General features: G+C 53.7%; 16 protein-coding genes. 11 read left to right on the top strand and 5 right to left on the bottom strand.

What is annotated here, in order from left to right; genetic code table 11:
* Positions 1-127: 127 nt before the first annotated feature.
* The 5 genes from frr to carA all read left to right on the top strand — a co-directional run bounded on the left by frr (position 128) and on the right by carA (position 6,733).
* On the top strand, positions 128-688 hold the full coding sequence (frr, locus tag M4951_RS20040) for a ribosome recycling factor (RefSeq protein WP_262023404.1): 561 nt from the start codon (positions 128-130) through the stop codon (positions 686-688).
* Between the two features lie 97 nt (positions 689-785).
* Entirely contained in the window at positions 786-1,634 is an 849-nt protein-coding gene (locus M4951_RS20035) for a glycerophosphodiester phosphodiesterase (protein ID WP_262023403.1), read from the top strand.
* Between the two features lie 210 nt (positions 1,635-1,844).
* Positions 1,845-3,707 carry a peptidylprolyl isomerase gene (locus M4951_RS20030; RefSeq protein ID WP_262023402.1) on the top strand — a complete coding sequence of 621 codons (1,863 nt, stop codon included), beginning with the start codon at positions 1,845-1,847 and terminating at the stop codon, positions 3,705-3,707.
* Between the two features lie 220 nt (positions 3,708-3,927).
* Positions 3,928-5,193 (top strand): aminotransferase class I/II-fold pyridoxal phosphate-dependent enzyme, encoded by a 1,266-nt coding sequence (locus M4951_RS20025; RefSeq protein ID WP_002655110.1) that lies wholly within the window; start codon positions 3,928-3,930, stop codon positions 5,191-5,193.
* 394 nt (positions 5,194-5,587) lie between these two features.
* Entirely contained in the window at positions 5,588-6,733 is a 1,146-nt protein-coding gene (carA, locus tag M4951_RS20020; protein ID WP_262023401.1) for a glutamine-hydrolyzing carbamoyl-phosphate synthase small subunit, read from the top strand.
* Positions 6,734-6,835: 102 nt separating this feature from the next.
* Here carA and M4951_RS20015 read toward each other — a convergent pair whose 3' ends face one another.
* The 5 genes from M4951_RS20015 to M4951_RS19995 form a co-directional block, all read right to left on the bottom strand.
* Positions 6,836-8,824 (bottom strand): carbon starvation protein A, encoded by a 1,989-nt coding sequence (locus tag M4951_RS20015; protein WP_262023400.1) that lies wholly within the window; start codon positions 8,822-8,824, stop codon positions 6,836-6,838.
* Between the two features lie 256 nt (positions 8,825-9,080).
* Positions 9,081-9,620: a zf-HC2 domain-containing protein gene (locus M4951_RS20010; RefSeq protein ID WP_262023399.1), complete on the bottom strand. Its 540-nt coding sequence runs from the start codon at positions 9,618-9,620 to the stop codon at positions 9,081-9,083.
* 115 nt (positions 9,621-9,735) lie between these two features.
* Positions 9,736-10,494 (bottom strand): Crp/Fnr family transcriptional regulator, encoded by a 759-nt coding sequence (locus M4951_RS20005; RefSeq protein ID WP_262023398.1) that lies wholly within the window; start codon positions 10,492-10,494, stop codon positions 9,736-9,738.
* 292 nt (positions 10,495-10,786) lie between these two features.
* Complete coding sequence (locus M4951_RS20000; protein WP_262023397.1) at positions 10,787-11,485, bottom strand: redox-sensing transcriptional repressor Rex; 699 nt, start codon at positions 11,483-11,485, stop codon at positions 10,787-10,789.
* Between the two features lie 211 nt (positions 11,486-11,696).
* Complete coding sequence (locus tag M4951_RS19995) at positions 11,697-12,134, bottom strand: type II secretion system protein (protein WP_262023396.1); 438 nt, start codon at positions 12,132-12,134, stop codon at positions 11,697-11,699.
* Positions 12,135-12,667: 533 nt separating this feature from the next.
* Here M4951_RS19995 and M4951_RS19990 point away from each other — a divergent pair.
* The 6 genes from M4951_RS19990 to M4951_RS19965 all read left to right on the top strand — a co-directional run bounded on the left by M4951_RS19990 (position 12,668) and on the right by M4951_RS19965 (position 19,634).
* Positions 12,668-14,206 (top strand): hypothetical protein, encoded by a 1,539-nt coding sequence (locus M4951_RS19990; RefSeq protein ID WP_262023395.1) that lies wholly within the window; start codon positions 12,668-12,670, stop codon positions 14,204-14,206.
* A gap of 314 nt (positions 14,207-14,520) precedes the next feature.
* Positions 14,521-15,456 carry an AraC family transcriptional regulator gene (locus M4951_RS19985; RefSeq protein WP_262023394.1) on the top strand — a complete coding sequence of 312 codons (936 nt, stop codon included), beginning with the start codon at positions 14,521-14,523 and terminating at the stop codon, positions 15,454-15,456.
* A gap of 411 nt (positions 15,457-15,867) precedes the next feature.
* The gene (locus tag M4951_RS19980; protein ID WP_262023393.1) at positions 15,868-16,788 is read left to right on the top strand and encodes a DUF1559 domain-containing protein; all 921 of its coding nucleotides are present in this window, start codon (positions 15,868-15,870) and stop codon (positions 16,786-16,788) included.
* The gene (locus M4951_RS19975; RefSeq protein ID WP_262023392.1) at positions 16,788-17,327 is read left to right on the top strand and encodes a hypothetical protein; all 540 of its coding nucleotides are present in this window, start codon (positions 16,788-16,790) and stop codon (positions 17,325-17,327) included. The genes M4951_RS19980 and M4951_RS19975 overlap by 1 nt, the downstream gene beginning before the upstream one ends.
* Positions 17,324-18,553, top strand: coding sequence for a hypothetical protein (locus M4951_RS19970; RefSeq protein ID WP_262023391.1), 1,230 nt, complete (start codon positions 17,324-17,326; stop codon positions 18,551-18,553). Before M4951_RS19975 ends, M4951_RS19970 begins: the two co-directional genes overlap by 4 nt.
* A 103-nt stretch (positions 18,554-18,656) precedes the next feature.
* The gene (locus tag M4951_RS19965; RefSeq protein ID WP_262023390.1) at positions 18,657-19,634 is read left to right on the top strand and encodes a sterol desaturase family protein; all 978 of its coding nucleotides are present in this window, start codon (positions 18,657-18,659) and stop codon (positions 19,632-19,634) included.
* Positions 19,635-19,758: the final 124 nt, after the last annotated feature.

The raw sequence follows: 19,758 nt of genomic DNA, 5'->3' as shown, positions 1-19,758 counted from the left end.
GCGAAAACGATAATGGCCCGCATATTTTCTTCGGGCCTAAAGTAAGGTAGCCTTATGAAGATTAGTTGCGGCGCATCGTGCTGCGCTAGTCTGCTGGAAACAACAAATTCAATCGTGGGACTGAGCCATGAGCGCTGACAACATTACGACCGAAGCGGAAGATCGCATGGAGAAGGCGATCGAGCATCTCAAGCACAATCTCTCTGGCATTCGAACGGGCCGCGCCAATCCTGGTCTGGTCGATTCGCTGCGTGTTGAAGTCTATGGTTCGCTGCAACCGATCAAGCAAATCGCTTCGGTCAGCGTACCGGAACCGACTCAATTATTGATTCGTCCTTATGACACAGGTTCGATCAAAGACATCGAGAAAGCGATTGTCGCCAGCGACTTGGGCATGGCGCCCCAAAGTGACGGCCGCGTGATTCGCTTGAATGTCCCGGCGTTATCGACCGAGGTTCGCAAAAAGCTTGTTTCGCGGATCAAGGAACTGTCGGAAGAAGCGAAGGTCTCAATCCGCAACGTACGTCGCGACTCGAACAAGTCGGCCGAAACCGCCGAAAAGAACAAAGAGATCGGCGAAGATATTCGGGACGATATCAAGAACGAAGTGCAGGAACTCACCAAAAAGTTTGAAGAAAAAGTGGCCGAATTGGCCAAGACCCGGGAAACAGAAGTGATGGAAGGCTAACTTCCCACTTAAAATATCAAAGGGTTCGCTTAGGTCGCGGCGCGCAAGCGTACGCGACCTTTTTTATCGTCTGCCTGTGAAAGTTGCGAGGGATGTGATGCTTCGAATTGGTCGACATGTTTGGTGGGTTGTTCTGGCCGTAGCGGCGATCGCCAGCGGCTTAGGCTTTCAGGCCGAACTATCGGCGGGAGACGCCAGAGTGAATCGCATCCTTGAAACAAAAGAACCGTTGGTGATTGGTCATCGCGGCGCGTGCGCTTTTGCACCCGAGAACACGATTCCGTCGTTTCAGTTAGCGATCGAGCAAAAGGCCGACATGGTCGAACTTGACTATTACTTGTCCGCCGACAAAGTGCCTTTCTGCATCCACGACAAGAACTACGACCGTACGACCAACGCGAGACAAGAATGGAAAGAAAAGAAGACGGCGATCGCGGCCAAGAACTGGGCCGACATCGCTCAACTCGACGCCGGGTCATGGTTTGACGCGAAGTTCGCCGGCGTCGCATTGCCGAAACTGGATCAAGCGATCGAAGCGATCCAAACAGGCAGCGTGACGCTGATCGAACATAAAGAGGGCGACGCAGAGTCGCTGATCCAATTGCTCAAAGATCGCGACTGGACGGACAAACTTGTTGTGCAGTCATTCAACTGGGACTTTGTCGCCCGTTGTCACGAGCTAGAACCCTCGCTAGCGATCGCCGCGCTGGGAAGCGACGAACTGACGGCCAAGCGGATCGCGCCGATCGTCGACAAGGTGAACGTGATCGCATGGAACGCCAAATTCGTCGATCGTGCGGCGGCGGAAATGGTCCACAAGCATGGGAAGAAGTTGTTCGTGTACACCGTCAACGACCCGCAACAAGCAAAAGAGTTGGTTGCCATCGGTGTGGATGGAATCATTACCGACCGACCAGGCGAGATCGGCGCTGCGATTCGCAAGTAAGCGGTGCGATAGCTGTGCTAGCAACTCCGCAGGTATAGCAAGGACGACGTGAGCTTTCGCGTCGTCCTTTTTGGTTGTGTGATGGGATCGATCTTGACCCCATTCAGAATGAGGTTTATATTCCCGCGCCCTAACTTATTAGGGATCGACCTGCACGGATGCAAACTTTAGAAAAAATCGATCGATTTTTGCAGTAGCAAGGAGGCGAGTGTGACTGAGTATCGAAACGCCCATCGAACAACCTGGGCCATCATCGCGGGCGGCTTCGTTTTGGTCGCCGTTGGCGTCATCACCATTCGCAATCTCGGCGGTGAAAACGACGCGTTGGCCCAACAACCGCAAGTTGCCGCCAAGGGAGTCGCTCCACAAGGCAACTCGGCGCCTCAGATCAAAACGGTCGCCGTGGTGAATCGTGAACCGATTACTCGTGATGAACTAGGACGCGAAGCGGCTCGCCGGTTTGGCGAAGAGGTGCTGGAAAGCGTCATCAACAAACATCTGATCGCCGAAGAATGCCGCAAACGCGGCATTCAAATCACGCAAACCGAAATTGACGCCGAAATCGAAGCCTCGGCCAAAAAATTCGGCCTGTCGGTCGATCGCTGGTTGGGGTTGTTGAAAGACGAACGAAACGTTTCGCCAGCTCAATACCGCAGCGACATCGTCTGGCCGACGATGGCTTTGCGGCGTCTAGCGGCCGATCGCCTGGAAGTGACCCAGGAAGAGTTCAGCAAAGCCTGGCAGACTGAATTCGGCCCGAAAGTGAAGTGTCGCATGATTTCGGTCAGCGATCGCGCTTTGGCCGAAGAGTTGCGAGCCAAAGCGGCCGCCGACCCCGATATTTTCGCCGACATGGCGAAGGACTTTTCCGAAGATCCGAACAGCGCTGCTGCTCGCGGCCTGATCCCGCCGATTCGCATGAACATGGGGACGCCGGAAGTCGAAAGCTTGGTCTTTGCCTTGAAAGACGGGGAAGTTTCGCAGGTGCTCTTCATTGCCGGTCAGTACCTGATTTTCAAATGCGAATCGCATTTGCCGCCGACTGAAGTCGACCCGGTGAAACAGCCGGAAATCCAGAATCGGATGGTCGAAGCAATTCGCGAACAAAAACTTCGTTCTTCGGCAGGCGACGTCTACGAAGAGTTGCAAGAAAAGGCGCAAGTCGAAAAGATCTGGAGCGATCCCGCCAAGCGTCAGCAGAATCCGAACATTGTCGCAACGTTGAACGGACAGCAGATCATGCTGGACGAATTGCAAGAAGAGTGCATCACGCGTCACGGCATCGATGTTCTCGAAGGGGAAATCAATCGCCGTTTGCTGCAGCAAGCGCTCAAATCGCAAAACCTGGATGTGACTGAACAGGACCTGAACGACGAAATCAGCCGCGCAGCCGATTCGTATGGGTTTTTGAAGGAAGATGGCTCGCCGGACTACGAGGCCTGGCTGGAAGAAGTGACCAAAGAACAGAGCGTCACGGTCGAAGTCTATGTTCGCGACGCGGTTTGGCCGACGGTCGCGCTGAAAAAGCTGGTCTCTGACAAAGTGAAAGTTACTGAAGAAGACGTTCAGAAGGGCTTTGAAGCCAACTACGGCGAACGAGTCCAAGTTTTGGCGATCGTCCTGGACAATCAACGCCGTGCTCAAGAAGTGTGGGACATGGCCCGTAAAAACCCGAGTGAGCAGTTCTTCGGCGAATTGGCTCGTCAGTACTCAATCGAGCCGGTCTCGAAGAACAACGACGGCCAAGTTCCGCCGATTCGCCGCAACGGCGGTCAGCCTAAGCTGGAAGAAGAAGCGTTCCGCCTGCAACCGGGCGAGTTGTCGAGCATCGTCAACATTGGCCGCCAATCGCTGATCCTGAAAGCGATGGGACGGACCAAGCCGACGATCACCGATGTCAACGACGTGCGTGACGAACTGGTCAAAGATATCCACGAAAAGAAGATTCGTCTGGAAATGGCGAAACAGTTCGACACGTTGAAAGAAGAGGCCCAGATCGACAATTTTCTGGCCAACACCACCCAGATGGGTAAAAAGTTGGAAGCTGCCGCCCGACAGCAACCGACTCGATAATACCGAGACTTCTCCAGAAGTTCTGCAAAAACTTAGGAGCCCTGACCGCCGGTTGGGGCTTCTTTTTTGCTAGCCCTGTGCGAACCTAAGGTTTACGCAGGCGATCCACCGCTCTAGTCGTCCTTTCCTGCGCGGTTGCCGATTCTTAGAATTACGTTTCTGCGTTCGATTTCCATTTACGCAATCTGCCGCCAACGCGGCGTATTTCAGGTTGAAGCTCATGAGCTCCGAATCCGGCCACCCCATCGGCGGCGAGACCCCTTTCAAGATCGAATATGCGCAGCGCGTTTACCGCCTGCCCCCCTATATGTTCGGTCGGATCAACGCCTTGTTGTACGAAAAGCGGGTCGCCGGACATGATGTGATCGACCTGGGGATGGGCAACCCGTCTGATCCGCCGCAAGAATTCGTCATGGAAAAGATGTGCGAAGCGGTGAAAGACGAACGGAATCATGGCTATAGCAAGTCGAACGGTATCCGTAACTTGCGTCGCGAAGTCGCCGGCAAGTATCTAAAAAAATATGGGGTTCGACTTGATCCAGAGAGCGAGGTCATCGCTTGTCTCGGCTCGAAAGAAGGCTTCTCGCACATGTGCTTGGCGATGATGGGGCCAGGCGACACCGCGATCGTTCCGGCGCCTTATTTTCCGGTTCATACCTACGCCGTGGCGCTGGCTTCCGGCAATGTGATCGCGTTGGAAGTGGGAGATAGCGAGAAGTTTCTCGAAAATATCGCCTACACCTGCGAGCATCTTTATCCGAAGCCAAAACTGCTGATCATTTGCTACCCACATAATCCGTCGACAGTAACGGTCGAACCAGAGTTCTTCGTCGAGATCGTGAAATTGGCGAAGCGGTATGGCTTTATGGTGATTAGCGACTTCGCCTACGCCGATATCGCGTTTGACGGCTACAAGCCCCCCAGCTTTCTGTCGGCCCCGGGTGCGTCTTCGGTCGGCGTTGAGTTTACGACCATGAGCAAAGGCTACAACATGGCCGGCTGGCGCGTCGGCTTTTGTGCCGGTAACGCCGAAATGATCAAAGGTCTCGCCACAATCAAGGGTTACTACGATTACGGCATGTTCCAGGCCATCCAGATCGCCGCGATCATCGCGCTGCGAGAAGGGGACGCTGCGGTCGAAGAGCAGAGCCGCATCTACGAGAGCCGCCGTGACGTGCTGGTCGACGGTCTGACGCGACTCGGCTGGGGCGTTACGCCGCCCAAAGCCGGTATGTTCGTCTGGGCGAAGGTTCCCGACGTCTGGATGCAGCGGATGAACACGATGGATTTCGCCATGATGTTGCTGGAGAAGGGGGACGTCGCGGTCAGCCCCGGCAGTGGTTTTGGCCCTTGTGGCGAAGGCTATGTCCGCATGGCGATGGTCGAGAACGAAGAACGCTTGCGTCAGGCGGTCCGGCAGATCGGTCGCTGCTTGAAGCACGAAGAAAAAGAGCTGGTTACGGCGGAAACTACTCTCGAGAGCTAAGAGGGGCCGCAGACCGCAGTTCCCATAAAATTACGCCTTAAATCGGCTCCGATTTAGGGCGTTTTTCTTTTTTCAGGCCCGATTCTCCCTGTTCGCAGGAGAAGACCAAGCTTGGTCCTAGTCGTAGCTAGCGGAGATTCCTATAATGACCCAAATTTGCGCCCGCGGCGCATAAAAAAGGAGGACTCTCGCTCGCCGAAACAAGAGTCCTCCCAAATTGGCTGTCCGGACCGAAGCCCGGAGACCCACAGCCGTACTGATGGATATCGGGCTTCGGCATGTCAATACTTTAAGCGACGCTGAACACGGACGATCGTTCGGAACAGATCGACCTTACCGTCTAAGAAAAAAAGTTCGCTTTCGATTCACCCGCAGAGATCTGACGACAAACGCAATGACGCAGCCAATCGCGAAACTAGCGCTGGAAGACGGAACCGTTTTTACCGGACGTTCGTTGGGGGCTGAAGGAGAAGTCGACGGCGAAGTCTGCTTCAATACGTCGATGACCGGTTATCAAGAGATCCTGACCGATCCCAGCTATCGTGGTCAGATCTTGACGATGACCTACACGCAGATCGGCAATTACGGCGTGAACACCGAAGACATGGAGAGCGCCAAGACGCACATGTCAGGTTTTATCGTTCGTGAGTGTAGCCGTCGCGTCAGCAATTTTCGCTCGACTCAATCGCTCGATGAGTTTCTCAAACAAAACAACGTTGTCGGACTATCGGGAATCGATACCCGAGCACTCGTGCGTCGCCTGCGCACTAGCGGCTCGATGAAAGGGGTTCTTTCGACCGTTGACCTGGACGACGCGTCACTGGTCGAAAAAGCTCGCAGCACCGCCGGTTTGGTGGGCCGCGACTTGGTGAAAGAGGTGATGCCAACCGCAGGGCAAACTTGGACCGAAAAGCTGAGCCCCTGGGTGAAGATGGGGGACAAGATCCGGGCTGATAAGTCGCGCACCGAACTAGATCTGCACGTGGTGGCACTCGACTTCGGCATGAAGTGGAACATTCCACGACATCTGCAAGACATGGGCTGTAAAGTGACGGTCATGCCTGGCTCGGCGACTGCGGAAGAAGTACTAGCGCAGAATCCCGATGCGGTGTTTCTCTCGAATGGTCCAGGCGATCCCGAACCGCTGCTCGGCCCGGTCGAAACGATTCGCGGCTTGTTGGGACAAAAGCCGATCTTCGGCATTTGTCTGGGGCATCAACTGCTGTCGCTGGCATGCGGCGCAAAAACGTTCAAGCTGAAATTCGGTCACCGCGGCGCCAACCAGCCGGTGTTGGATGTGACGACCGGCAAGGTCGAGATCACGTCGCAGAATCATGGCTTCGCAGTGGAAGAAGCGTCGCTGCCTGATTGCCTGGAAGTGACTCACCGCAATTTGAACGACAACACCGTCGCCGGCGTGCGGCATAAGACGCTGCCAGCATTCAGCGTGCAGTACCATCCCGAAGCATCGGCTGGTCCGCATGATAGCGAGTATCTGTTCGAGCGCTTCCGTGAGTTGGTCGACGGGCAAAAGGTCTAGTGTTTGCGACCGACCTAAATAGCTCGCTGCACAAGTATGGTAGTGTTGTGCTATCGGCGGATTTGAGAAGTTGGCGCAGGAAACTCGCTTGGCGATCTCTCGCTAGTTCTGACCGCCTGCGGTTGCGTATTCGGCCGATTGGGCTTCGGCATCCGTGGCTCCAGCCAACGGCGGCAGCGCTTCTTCCAGCATTCCTTTCGCTTTCGGCCACATCAACGCCGCTTCCACCATCATCCAGGCCTGCAGGATCAGCGTGCCTACGCTAAAGCCAAATAGCAGGTATTTTTGATTCCAGTAGAAGCCGGTATCGCCGTGGAAGAAATTGCCCAGCCAGGTGAGCTGCGGATACTTCTCGATAAACCAGGCGGTGTCGCCGTTAAACATGTTCCAAAATGTCGCGATCGCTGGCAGCACTAGCATCAAGATCATTGGGGGAACCGCAAACCAAACCGGAATCTTGCGTCGCCAGAGATAGAAAATGGTGACCATCAGGGCGATTCCGGCCAGAAGTTGATTCACAGCGCCAAACAGGGGCCAAAGTAACATGCCGCCGGCGCCGGGCGAATTGCCGGCGAAGATCGCGACCAATCCTCCCAGACCAACCGCGACGCCGGTGGAGACATACTTGTTGGTCAGCGGTTTGGTGATCTCTGCAGAGGCGAATAGCTCTTGCAGCACGTAACGCTGTAGCCGGGTCGCCGTATCGAGCGTTGTCGCAGCAAAGCTGGCGACCAGAACCGCCATGATGCCTAGGCCCAAGCGAAGCGGAATGCCGATCGCCGTCAAAAAATTGGCGCCGCCGTCGACGAACGCGCCGACCATGTTGCCCAGGTTGTTGAACTTTTTCCAACCGGCGCTAGCGTCATAGCGAGCTTCCCACGAAGCGCGACCAACCATCGCCGTACCATCGGCCGCGGCGACCGCGTGATACGATCCGTCATCGGCTCGCTCGTAGCGGCCCATGCCAACGCCTGCACAGCAGGCCAAGATGACCACCACCGCCAAGGCGCCTTCCAGCAGCATTGCGCCGTAGCCGACGTACTGGGCGTCTTTTTCGTTATCGACTTGTTTGCTGGAGGTGCCGCTGCTCACCAGACAGTGAAAGCCGCTGCAAGCGCCGCAGGCGATCGTAATGAACAGGAACGGAAAGATCGGCGGCGCGTCGAGCGGAATGTTGGTTGCGATCGCCGGAGCACTGGCGAACAGATCGGCCGCGCCGGTCAGCGATGCGACGACAAGTCCCAGCCCCAATAGAAACAGGGCAAGCACCAACTCGTGACTGTTAATGTAGTCGCGCGGTTGTAGCAGAGTCCAAACTGGCAGTACCGACGCGACAAAGCAGTAGACCAGCAGGATCACGGTCCAAATCACAACCGCGTTGCCGTAAAACTGCCACCAACTCGCATCGGCCGGCATGTCGGCTGGCGTCAGCAGATTCACGCCTAGGATCTCTGTCAGGTCGATCGGCAACCAATAAACGCCGATTGCGATGGCTGCGTACATCACCAATAACGCGCCCAGCGACGGCCAAAGGATGTTGCCTCCTTTGCGACAGATGTAATACCCGATCGCGATCGCCACGGGAACTTCGACCCAGACTGACAAAACCGACTGCGGGTACTTGGCGAAAATCAACGCGATCACCAGCCCGAAAATCGCCAGAACTACGGTTAATGCTAACGCGAGCACCAGCAGAAACAGGATCTTGGCCCGCGGGTTTATCAGGCGACCGGCGACTTCGCCGATGGTTTGACCTCGATTGCGAAGGGAGACGACCAAGGCCCCAAAGTCATGCACGGCGCCGATGAAAATCGATCCGAAAATTACCCAGAGCAATGCCGGCAGCCAGCCCCAAAAGACGGCGATCGCAGGCCCAACGATCGGGCCTGTACCAGCGATGCTAGTGAAGTGGTGTCCAAAGACCACTTCGCGATTGGTCGGCACAAAGTCAACATCGTCCCGCATCTCATGGCTAGGGGTTACCGCCTCTTCATCCAGGCGAAAGATCTTCCGGCTCAACCAACGACCATAGGTGTTGTAGGCGAGGATGAATCCAAAGAAGGAGAGCGCAGCGACAATCAACGTCGACATCGAGACTATCTGGGGGGCAAGAGTAGGGGGGCCGCAAGGTGATATTTTTAAATTTTAACGGCAGATCGTGCTGGAATACAGTGCGAAGGAGCAAGAATGCTCAAACCCTTGGCCGTTCTTTTCTGTCGTGAAGGTGAGAAAGTTCGCCGACGTCGGTCGTAGCCCTGAAGAGAATAGGTGGAAGGATTCAGCAAAGCGGTCGGGCGAGCGGCGAATTCCCCCCCTCGTCCCGCCCGATCGTTTTTTGAGGGATCGGCTAGAGAGGCTGGCGGTCACAGGGGGGCGAAATCGATTTCGCCCTACCGTTGCAGGGAAAGGGCTTATCAGGCTCCAGGGCTTTGCAGGTCAGTACCTGGCATCGCCAGGACATGCAATTGGAAGCTTGGCGAGACTCCATCGCTTTGCAGTTTTCTAATAAGTTGCAATTGCCTTGTTCGCAATCAGCGGGGTTGTCGCAGTTGCTTTGTTCTCGCGTTTGTGCGTCGTATCGGTCCTTGCATCCGTCGCAATGCTTAAAGTGGGCGTCCATCATCCGACGCTGGCTGGTGCTGAGCGAATGCGAACGATAAGCGGGCATCCGGTTTCGACACTCGCTGCAAGTGATGCTTGCATAGACCGGCAGCGAGCTAGCCGGACCGAGCCAGAGGACGATGCCGATCACCAAAAAGACGGAGCACAAACCACCAACTGTTTGCAGGGCCAGACGTCGCCGGCGCAGCGCAACGAGACTTTTCGCGACCTCGGCTAGTTCGCCGGCTCGGCAGGGACGCCAAGATTCAGAGTCGTGCTCGTTCATGCGAATGGAAATCGGCCCCAGGTAGTTTGCAACAGAAGGCTACCCAATCGTACGCAAAAAGAGGAGAGGAATTGGTACGAAGTCCTACGAATAGGGATGATTTCGCGGTAAATCGCTACGTACTAAAGCCAAGACGCAGCGACGCTTCTTGACGAGTGATTTCGACTGGTTCAGGAATTTTCGGCTCTGGCGCTTGAACGCTTTGCGCCAGCCGTTGCATCGAGCGGAGAATAATGCGACGACGACCTACCTTCACCAAGCCATCGTTCTGCAACTCGCCCAGAACAACTGTGACCGTTTCGCGGGTGCTGCCAACGATGTTCGCCAGATCTTGGTGCGATAGCCGAATTCCGAGCTCGACGCCATCTTCGGTACGTTTGCCGTAACTCTCGGCAAGTTCTAACAGCAAATGCGCCAAACGGTCGCGGTTCGACAGGAAGAGCAGATTTTTCACGCGTCGTTCAATGCGGCGACGACGAAGTCCGATCAGTTTGGTCACGCCGATAGAAAGCCCAGGGCGCGACTCCATCAGTTCGTGCATCGCTTCTTTGGGAATCGAGACAATCATCGCCGCTTCGACCGCTTCTGCGTATTCGTCGCGAACTTCGCCGTCCAGAATCGAAAGTTCGCCAAACAGTTCGCCTGGTTCAATAAAAGCCAGGATCGACTGTTTCCCCTCTGGGGTTAAATGGCAGATTTTTACACGGCCAGAAGCGAGCAGAAGAACCGTATCCGCTCGTTCGGCGGGTAGGTAAATCGGAGATCGCTTGGTGAAACGGCGGACGCGCGAGCATGCGTCGAGTCGTTCGATTTCTGCGGCGGATAACTGCTCGAAGATACGGCAGTTCTTCAAGTGCCAAATTTTCTCGGTCATCGAGACCCCCAAAATAGCTCGACGGACAGACTGCCCCAGAAGAAGGGGCGACGCCATCGAAGACCGGGTGGATGACACTTTGGATTCCGAAGATTCGGTTGAGGTTACGCCGATTCGAGAAACATTGGCAAAAAAAAAGACGCCGAAATCGGCGTCTCGAAGAAAGCTACCCCCCGAGGATTCGAACCTCGAATGACAGTGCCAAAAACTGTAGTGTTACCATTACACTAGGGGGTAAAAATGCGAAGGGGCTATCTTAACCAACAAGCCGGCTGGTCGACAAGTAGCCCACTCAGTCAACCACAGGCCCCTCATTGGACAGGAGGTCTTCGGGCGGGCGAAGGTTCGTCATCGCAAAAGACAATTGCTCCATCTCAATCGCCAAATCCACGCTTGAAACCGCGACATTCGCGGGCAAGTGGAGCGTGATCGGGGCAAAGTTCAAAATACCGCAAATTCCGGCTGAAACAATTCGTTCCGCGACTTCTTGAGCGGCGGCGGCCGGCGCGGCGATGATTGCCAGACGAACGTCATGTTCCAAGACGATTTCGGGCAATTGCGAGATAGGACGGATCTCGATGCCATCGAGCGTCTTGCCGTGCTTGAGCGGATCGGAATCGACCGCTGCGACGATGTCAAAACCTTGGTTCCCGAATCCTCGGTGTCCCAATAGAGCGCGCCCAAGGTTGCCGACGCCGGCCAAAACAACGGGCCAAGTGTGATCAGTGCCGATGATTTGCTTGACTGCCGAGACTAATTCGCTGCAGCGATAGCCGACGCCAGGGTAGCCAAAGTGACCGAAATGCGCGAGATCCTTCCGTACTTGGGCGTCGGTAAATCCAAGAAGTTGCCCAAGTTGCGTGCTGCTAGTCGTTACCACTCCGTCGCGCTGTAGTCGCTGCAATTCTCGCAAATACAGGCTTAAACGGCTGACGACAGCCTTCGGTACGGCATCAGCCGTCTGTTTATTTTTGTCTTTCGACTTGCTCATCACATCGGTGGGGACGTGCGGGTTCCTGCTATTTCTACCGTTACTCTATCGCTTGGGGTTCCTTCTAGGCAACCCAAGAGAGCTCGGCGGTTGAACGGCGAGATGGCGAGGATGACCAACGGCGCCTAGGAAATGAAAAAAGCCACCTGACCAAGGGAGGCCAAGCGGCTTTTATCATTCGACATTCTGTACTACCGCGCCGGGCAAGCGATTACTCGTCCAGCATGTCTTCGTGATTGATGTAGATATTGCCGTTGGTGGTGTTATAGAGCCATCCGTGCGTTTCGGTGACGTCGGTCCCGGTCGGAACGGCGGTGATTGCTTTAATGGTCGCCGAATTGGTGAACGAATTGACCGGCAGTTTCGATAGATACGGTCCCAAGGTCGGCGATCCCGTGGTCGTGCCGTCGACGTTGGTTTTGACAAGAATTTCGTCGAGTGTGGCGTTCGGCAAATTGCCTTCGTGCTGCGCTCGATAGAGCTGTATCTGGGAACGGAGCGTGTGAAGGTTGAACTTCACGCTGCTTGATTTCGCATCTTCCGTGGAATCCGTGAATTGCGGAATCACCGTCGCGGCCAAAACAGCCAAAATCACGACCACGATCAAGACTTCGATCAACGTGAAGCCAAGGTGTTTCTTATTGGACATGGGGAATTGTCTCCTGCGATTTACTTGCCGCCCGGCAAAAGTAAGTACGGTTTTCTACTTGCGACGCGAAATTGCGATCCGCTTCTAGTACTTACGTTACGGCAAACCCTCGTCAAGGAAATTGAGTGCGTTTCAAGTGGTGATGTTTGGGATTTTCCTAAGAAGGGGAGGAGGGTGCGCCTAATGTGCGACTTATTTCGATTGTGGCGGATGGCCCTGCAATGCTAGCGTTTCACGTTGCCCAATATTCCCGGTTTGTTTGTTGTCGATATTTTATCTAGTCGAACTATCTCAAGCTGCCGTCCCAGATTGACGATAAGTTACGACATCCAGGTAATGCTTGGGATAACTGGGAAGACTACATGCGACAGCTGAGTCCCCAGGTTTATCGCAAGGATCATCTGGAGCGGTCGGAGGATTCTGCACGGATTTTTCGGATTTTGGGGCTAAAGGACACGGCGAGCGCATCGCCAAACCAGGCCAGGCCCTTTGTCACAACACACAGCGATTCTGTCAGCTAAGGAGAATTGGAAATGAGAGCGTTTCTTTGGGCGCCGGTGCTTGCGGTATTGCTGACCGTAAGTTCGGTAACAACTGCTGAAGCCGGCTATTGCGGCCTGTTCAGCTTCCGTAACTGCTGTTGCTGCGAGCCCGTTAGCTACGAGTGCTGCAAGCAACAGTGCTACACGGTCAACAAGACCTGCAAAGAGGTCCAGTACGAGAAGCAGGAAATTACCTGCTACAAGACGGTGTACGACAAGGTGATGGAAGACAAGACAATCGATTGCGTGCGTTACGAAAAGGAAACGCGCTACAAAGATTGCACCTACACCGTTTGCAAACCTGTCTACGAATCCAAAGTCCGCACTTGCACCTATACGGTCTGCAAGCCGGTCTGGGAAACGAAGACCAAAGAGATCAACTACACGGTCTGCAAGCCGGTTTGGGAAACCAAATCGAAAGAGATTTGCTACACGGTCTGCAAGCCGGTTTGGGAAACGAAGTCGAAAGACATCACCTACACCGTCTGCAAGCCAGTTTGGGAAACCAAGACCAAGGACATCTGCTACACCGTTTGCAAGCCGGTCTGGGAAACCAAGACCAAAGACATTTGCTACACGACTTGCAAGCCGGTCTGGGAAACCAAGACCAAAGAGATTAACTACACCGTTTGTAAGCCGGTCTACGAAACGAAGACCCGTGAAGTTTGTCACACGGTCTGCAAGCCGGTTCACTACACCAAGACCATCCAGATCAATTGCGGTCACTACGAAACGCAAGTTACCGAAATTCCTGGTCCGGTCGTGAAGAAGTGCGTCCAAGAGCCGGGTTGCTGGACTTGGGATCCTTGCTGCTGCAAATGCGTCTACTGCCCTGGTGAGACGAAAGTCGTCGAAGTTCAGTGCCCGCCGCGCAAATGCTGCAAAAAGGTTTGGATTCCGGAAGTTAAAGAAAAGACGATCAACTGCGTTAAGTACGAACGCGAAGTGATCAAGAAAGAGTGCCCGTACACCGTCTGCAAGATGGTTCCGGAAACTCGCACCAAGACCTGCACGTACAAAGTGTGCCACATGGTCAAGGAAAACCACGTCAAGACTTGCACCTACAAGGTTTGCAAGATGGTGCCGGAAACGATCACCAAAACTTGCACCTACAAGGTTTGCAAAATGGTTCCCGAAACCCGTGTTAAGACCTGCACGTACAAGGTCTGCCACATGGTGAAGGAACAACGTACCAAGACCTGCACGTACAAGGTCTGCCACATGGTTCCGGAAACCCACACCAAAGTGTGCACCTACAAGGTCTGCCACATGGAACGTGAAGTAAAGACGAAGGAAATTCCTTACACCGTCTGCAAAATGGTTCCCGAAACCTGCGTTAAGCAAGTGCCTTACACGGTCTGCAAGCCGGTCCACTACACGAAGACCATCCAGGTTTGCAAATGCGTGCCCCGTAAAGAAGCCTACACCGTGACGCGTTGCGTCCCGAAAGTGGTCTGCAAGACCGTCCCCGTGACGGTTTGCTGCCCGGCTCCTTGCGGTTGCAAAAGCGACTGTGGTTGCGGCGCCTAGTAACTAGGCCAAGATCGTCCAGCTTCCTCGAAGCCTGATGGCAGGATCGAGGTCCCTGGCCTGGTGGTAAGCGAGCGGTCCGAGTTTCGACTCGGGCCGCTTTTTTTATGCGCGGTCCACCCTTTTGCAAGAGTCGCGAAATCGAAAAAAGTTAATATGGGTACGAATGTTGCTTCCGTATATGGGGGGAGAAGATTTCTTGGAAAAGGCCGCAAGCGATACGACCGTATTGCGGGGGGGGACTCGTGTCCCAGGCTTCGTCGATCGCCACGACCATGGGTTAATTGCGACAAATGAAGAATCTAGATCAGCTTATGTGGATGACCAAGGGGGCGATTTCCTCCCAGTTTTGGCAGTGGGAAGTCGTCCGCAATCTGCCGGGGAAAATGCGTGATCGCATTATCGCCGCTGATCGGTTTCATGATCCCAACCATGAATGGGACCTTTCCGAGACGCTGATCACCGAGGCGATTGGTGATCCAGCTTCGCGCGACGAGTCCTACTATCTGTCGGTGCTGATCAATTCTAACTCTTTTGATTCCATTACTTACGATATCGGCGCTGGGATCTACAAGCGACCGAATCAGCCGGGGAACATGCTCTTTGGGGATTCGAGTCGCACTCGAAAATGTAATGGCTGGGGCCCGTTTCATTCGATCAAATTTCTCATTCGCAAATCGGTCGCCAATGCGAGAATCAGTGAGATGCTGGGCCAAGAGACAGTTATGCCAGAGATTTTGCACACGCATTCATTTCGTGATGCAGGTCTAGAGACATTGCTGAAGCAATTGCGACAACATTGTCGTCAGCCGCACAACGCCGAGTGGCGACTAATTGCCGATCAAATCTTCGACGCAGTCTTGGAACGACTATTACGGGTCGCAAAAATCAAACAAATAGAATTGACGACCGACGATCGTCTCCGGCCAAACGCCGTAAATCAAGTCATCGATTACATCCATGCCCATCTCGAAGAACCCATTCGCCTTGCTGACTTAGCGCAAGTTGCTGGGGTCAGTCGCTGCCATTTTTCACGACTTTTCCATCAAACAGTTGGAATACGGCTGAATCAATTTCTAACGAAGACGCGCGTCGATAAATCACTGGAACTATTGCAAGTCTATAGCCGGCAAGTTCCGCTTCGTGAAATCGCCAAGTGTTGCGGTTTCTATGATCGCTCGCATCTGATTCGTGAGTTTCGTCGAGAATACGGCGTTACGCCTGACGTCTATCGTCAGTTTTCCCAATAAAAGAGGATTCGCTTAAATTCTTGGCAAATTTGCTCACGGATTACGCACGAAACCGCCTCATTCTCGCCAAACTGACCAAGCGACGATGCCGTAGCGCAAACATCATCCACTTACGGCGGGTAGTCGGCAATTTTTCGCGGGCAATTTCTATCGGTGACGCAGCGCGATCTGTTGAGACATAAGTCCACTACCACCAACTAAATAAGGCGATTCACCGGCGCTGCAGTTGTGGCGGAGCGGACAAAATACGTGGGCGACGCGGATGCCCGGAATAGGACATGCTGTTTCTTTCTTCCACAGCCGGTCCCCAAGCATTTTTTATCGCCGGTTGTCACCACTTCGTTCGTCTCATTGACGTGGTCCGTGAGCTGGTTTCATCCATATTCAAAGTTGGAAGTGAAGGGAGTGTCGATGGAAATTCATTCGCCCGGTCGCAAAAACCGCGGTTTTACGTTGGTCGAACTGCTAGTCGTGATCGCGATTATCGGCGTCTTAGTTGGACTCTTGTTGCCGGCAGTACAACAGGCCCGCGAAGCGGCCAGGCGTATCCATTGCACGAACAATCTAAAACAAATCGCCTTGGGATTTCACTACTACCATGACGCGTTCTCGGCATTGCCCCGTGCGGGGGCCGGCGTGAACAGCGCGCCTCCATTGGTTGCGATACTTCCATATATCGAGCAGTCGGCGCTTGCCGATACGTACGACAGCAAGATGAGCTGGGATGCGGTCGCCAATAAGGATGCGATGAAGGGGAAAATGCCGAAAGCATACGTTTGTCCCAGCTCTCCGGAGGGTGGAAAAGCATTGGGAATAATTATCTTCTCTAGCGATTTCATTGGTCTACAAACATCCGACTATCTGTTTCGCACGAATGCGCCGTCGATTGACGATCCCACTGAGGAGTTGGGGGATACGTTCTTCCCGTACCGCAAGAATTCGCAGTTTCGTAACGCCACTGATGGTTTGTCTCACTCGATTCTCATGCACGAGCAAGCAGGTGGAACCGAATACTACTGTGGGAAGAGGAAAGTCGAGTATCCGTTTCCGTTGCCCGGCGGCAGTCCCTGGATCGCTCCTCCCGGCACTCAGCACATGCAGGTGCAATGCGTCGACATGGGCGGATATGACGTGAACAACTATGCTGGCGTTGGCGGCGTGATCAATATTACCAACGCCTACATTTACACTCCGTATTCGTTTCACACCGGCGGCGTGCAAACGACGATGGGAGACGGTTCGGTCCATTTCCTTTCGGAAAGTATGGACATCTACGTCTTCAGCTATCTCTCGGCCTGCAACGATGGTCAAGTGGTTGGAGGTGACTTCTGATGTCCAAAATAACGACATTTTTTCAAGTGACCTTCACCGCCTGGAGATATCTGCCGGTCATGCTGGCGTTATTTTTCATCGGGTGCAATACGTCGCAAGACTGGCGAACCGAAACGCATCCAGCTCGCGGCAAAGTTACGGTCAACGGCGAATCCCCTGTCAATTTGTTTGTCATTTTGAATCCATTAGAAACGCCGTTTGATTCGCGGAATTCAAAACCGTGGGGGATTGTCGATGCGAACGGCGACTATCGCGTGATGACTTATGAATCCAACGATGGGGCTCCGATCGGAACCTATGCGATTACCATGCGTTGGCCCTTCGATCCAAGCAAGTCGACAGATCGTCTTCAAGGCGTCTATAACACAATTGAAAACTCGCCGTTGACAATTACGATCACGCAGGGAGAGAACATCCTTCCGCCCATTGAACTGAAAAATGTAAAGGTCGCGAAGGCAAGCTCCAATACAAACAGTCCCAGTACTCAATTGCATGCCGATTTGATTCCGTCTTCTTCTGCCGATGGTCAAGTCCCATGATTTTTCGCTGCTTGCTATGGGTTGCGTTGCCAATCATCTTGAGCGGTGTCGAGCCAGTGCGTGCCGATGACGCAACACCGACCAATCCGAAAGTAGAACTGCTTGTACAACAGTTGGGCGACGAGAAATTCGCACTTCGCGAGCAGGCCGCTCGGCAGTTGATTGAAACTGGCATGGAAGCGATCGATTTACTGCGCCAAGGCCTGGAGTCGGATGACGCGCATGTGCAATTGCAGGTTGAATACTTGATCGACGCGATTTTGCAAAAGGACAAACGCGATCGTATTACGGCTTTTCTCGCTGGAGATGACCAGGCGATTCCTTTCTGGCCTGAGTACTGCCAAATAGCGAATTCGAGCCCATCCGCACGAAAAAACTACGCGCGGATGGCCGAAAAAGAATGGAACCTGCTGAGCTATATTGGCCGTCATCCGGATCAAATCGACGAGGCGATTCGTCAGCGATCCTCAGAATTAATCGCGCAGTGCAAGAATAGGGAAATGCGCACGGTTCCTTCGACAATGAATGTGGCAATGCTGTTGTTCGTTTGTGATTCATCTTCGCAAGTGAGCAGTGAAACTTACAAGGAAGTCGTGCAACAGTTGACTCCGCTGGCGATTCGAGATTCGGTCAAGTCACCCGTCGAGAGGCAGTTGTTTGACAACTGGGTCGCCCAAAGCGTCAAGCGGCCGGAATTGGGGCACGACTTGCGCTTGCAGATTCTCTTCACTGCGATGCGGGTTAATCTTCGCAGCGGAACGATATTGGCGAAGGAGTATATCGCCGAATGTGAAACGATGCCCGAAATTGGCCTCGGTAAGCTTCCGATTGCTTTGGGGATGTTGGCGATCGCCAAATTAGGCTCTCGGAGCGAACTTCCCTATTTAGAAAGCCGGTTTAACGACTCAAGTTCTGCTGACCAAAGTGTTGGCGGTTTTGCAAATGTTCCCGCGTCGAAAGGAGAAAAGCCGCTGCAACGACAGGTCCGTGATTTCGCGCTGTTGGCCGCAATACATTTGGAAGGCCAAGATCCGTATGAATTTGGGTTAACGCGACTTGTCCCCAATCCGATCTCACTTTACCTCCATTCGACAGTCGGTTTCACCTCAGAAGAAGAGCGGATCGCTGCTTTTGAAAAATGGCGACTTTATCGCGAGTCTGCGGCACAACGAGAATTATCGCCTGTTTTTTCCGATCCTGAAACGAGCCGCCACGATACGCAGTAGCAGTAAGTGGTATGGGTAAGATTGTCGATTGCGATTGGCGAAACGGGAGCTTTCGCTAAGAATCAAATCTATCGCACCGTCTGACGACTATTTCGAGGGAGCTATGAGCGTCGTAACAGAGCATGTCGGGCCAGCCAGCGCCGCCCTGGAGAATCAGAAGCAGGGGGCGAAACCTCGAAATAAGCCGATCTTCGTCCCGTTCGTCAAAACGGTCGCTCCTTGGTTGATCAGTCTGGCGACACTAGCAGCGGCGATTGTCGCGATCGATTGGTTGTGCGGGTGGAATTCGCAGGTTGTCGCGCGTGCTCCAGTCGTATTTGCGGCGGTTTATGTAACCAATTTGATTCGTTATCTGGTTGCCGCCGGCGGGGCGTTTCTGCTGTTTTACGTCCTATTACGGCGAACAGGTTGGTTGACGCCGATTCAACAGAAGCTGGCTGCAATGCCCGAGATTCGCCGGGAGATTTTTTACAGCATTGCGTCGCTGGCGATTTTCGCCGGCGTAGGCGTCATCGTCTATCTGGGCAAAGTCGCAGGGGTATTGCAGTTTTACTACGGCGGCAATCCGCTCGTTAGTTATTACTTTTGGTTCTCAGTCGTTGCGATGATCTTCCTCCATGACGCTTGGTTCTATTGGACGCACCGATTGTTGCATACCAAGTTTCTCTATTCCAAGGTGCATCGCATTCATCATCTGAGCCACAACCCAACTCCCTGGGCGGCGTTCGCTTTTCATCCAGTGGAAGCGTTCATCCAAGCGATCGTATTACCAATCGTGGCAATTTTCCTGCCGATGCATCCGCTGACGGTCGTCTTTTGGATGCTTTACATGACAGGGATGAATGTATTTGGGCACTTGGGATTTGAGCTATTTCCCCATTGGTTTTTGCGAAGGCGTTGCTCCAACTGGCATAACACCGGTGTTCACCACAACATGCATCACCGCTGCGTGAGCTCGAACTTTGGCCTCTATTTCAATCTGTGGGATCAATGGTTGGGGACGAATCACCCTGACTATCAAGCCGAGTTCGAACGGGTGACGGCCGATTGCGCAAATAGCGCAGTCGAAGAAGCCGATTAGTCGATTGGTAGCAAGCTAGATTCGGATAATCGCTGGATTTCACGCGATATCGCTGTCCCCCTATATGTATGGAATCTCGCCAAACCTATATTGAGACTGCGGTAAGATGCGTCTTGATCCTTCG

The organism is Blastopirellula sp. J2-11 (assembly GCF_024584705.1).
Classification (GTDB): domain Bacteria; phylum Planctomycetota; class Planctomycetia; order Pirellulales; family Pirellulaceae; genus Blastopirellula.
This window is presented reverse-complemented; position numbering and strand designations above follow the sequence as displayed.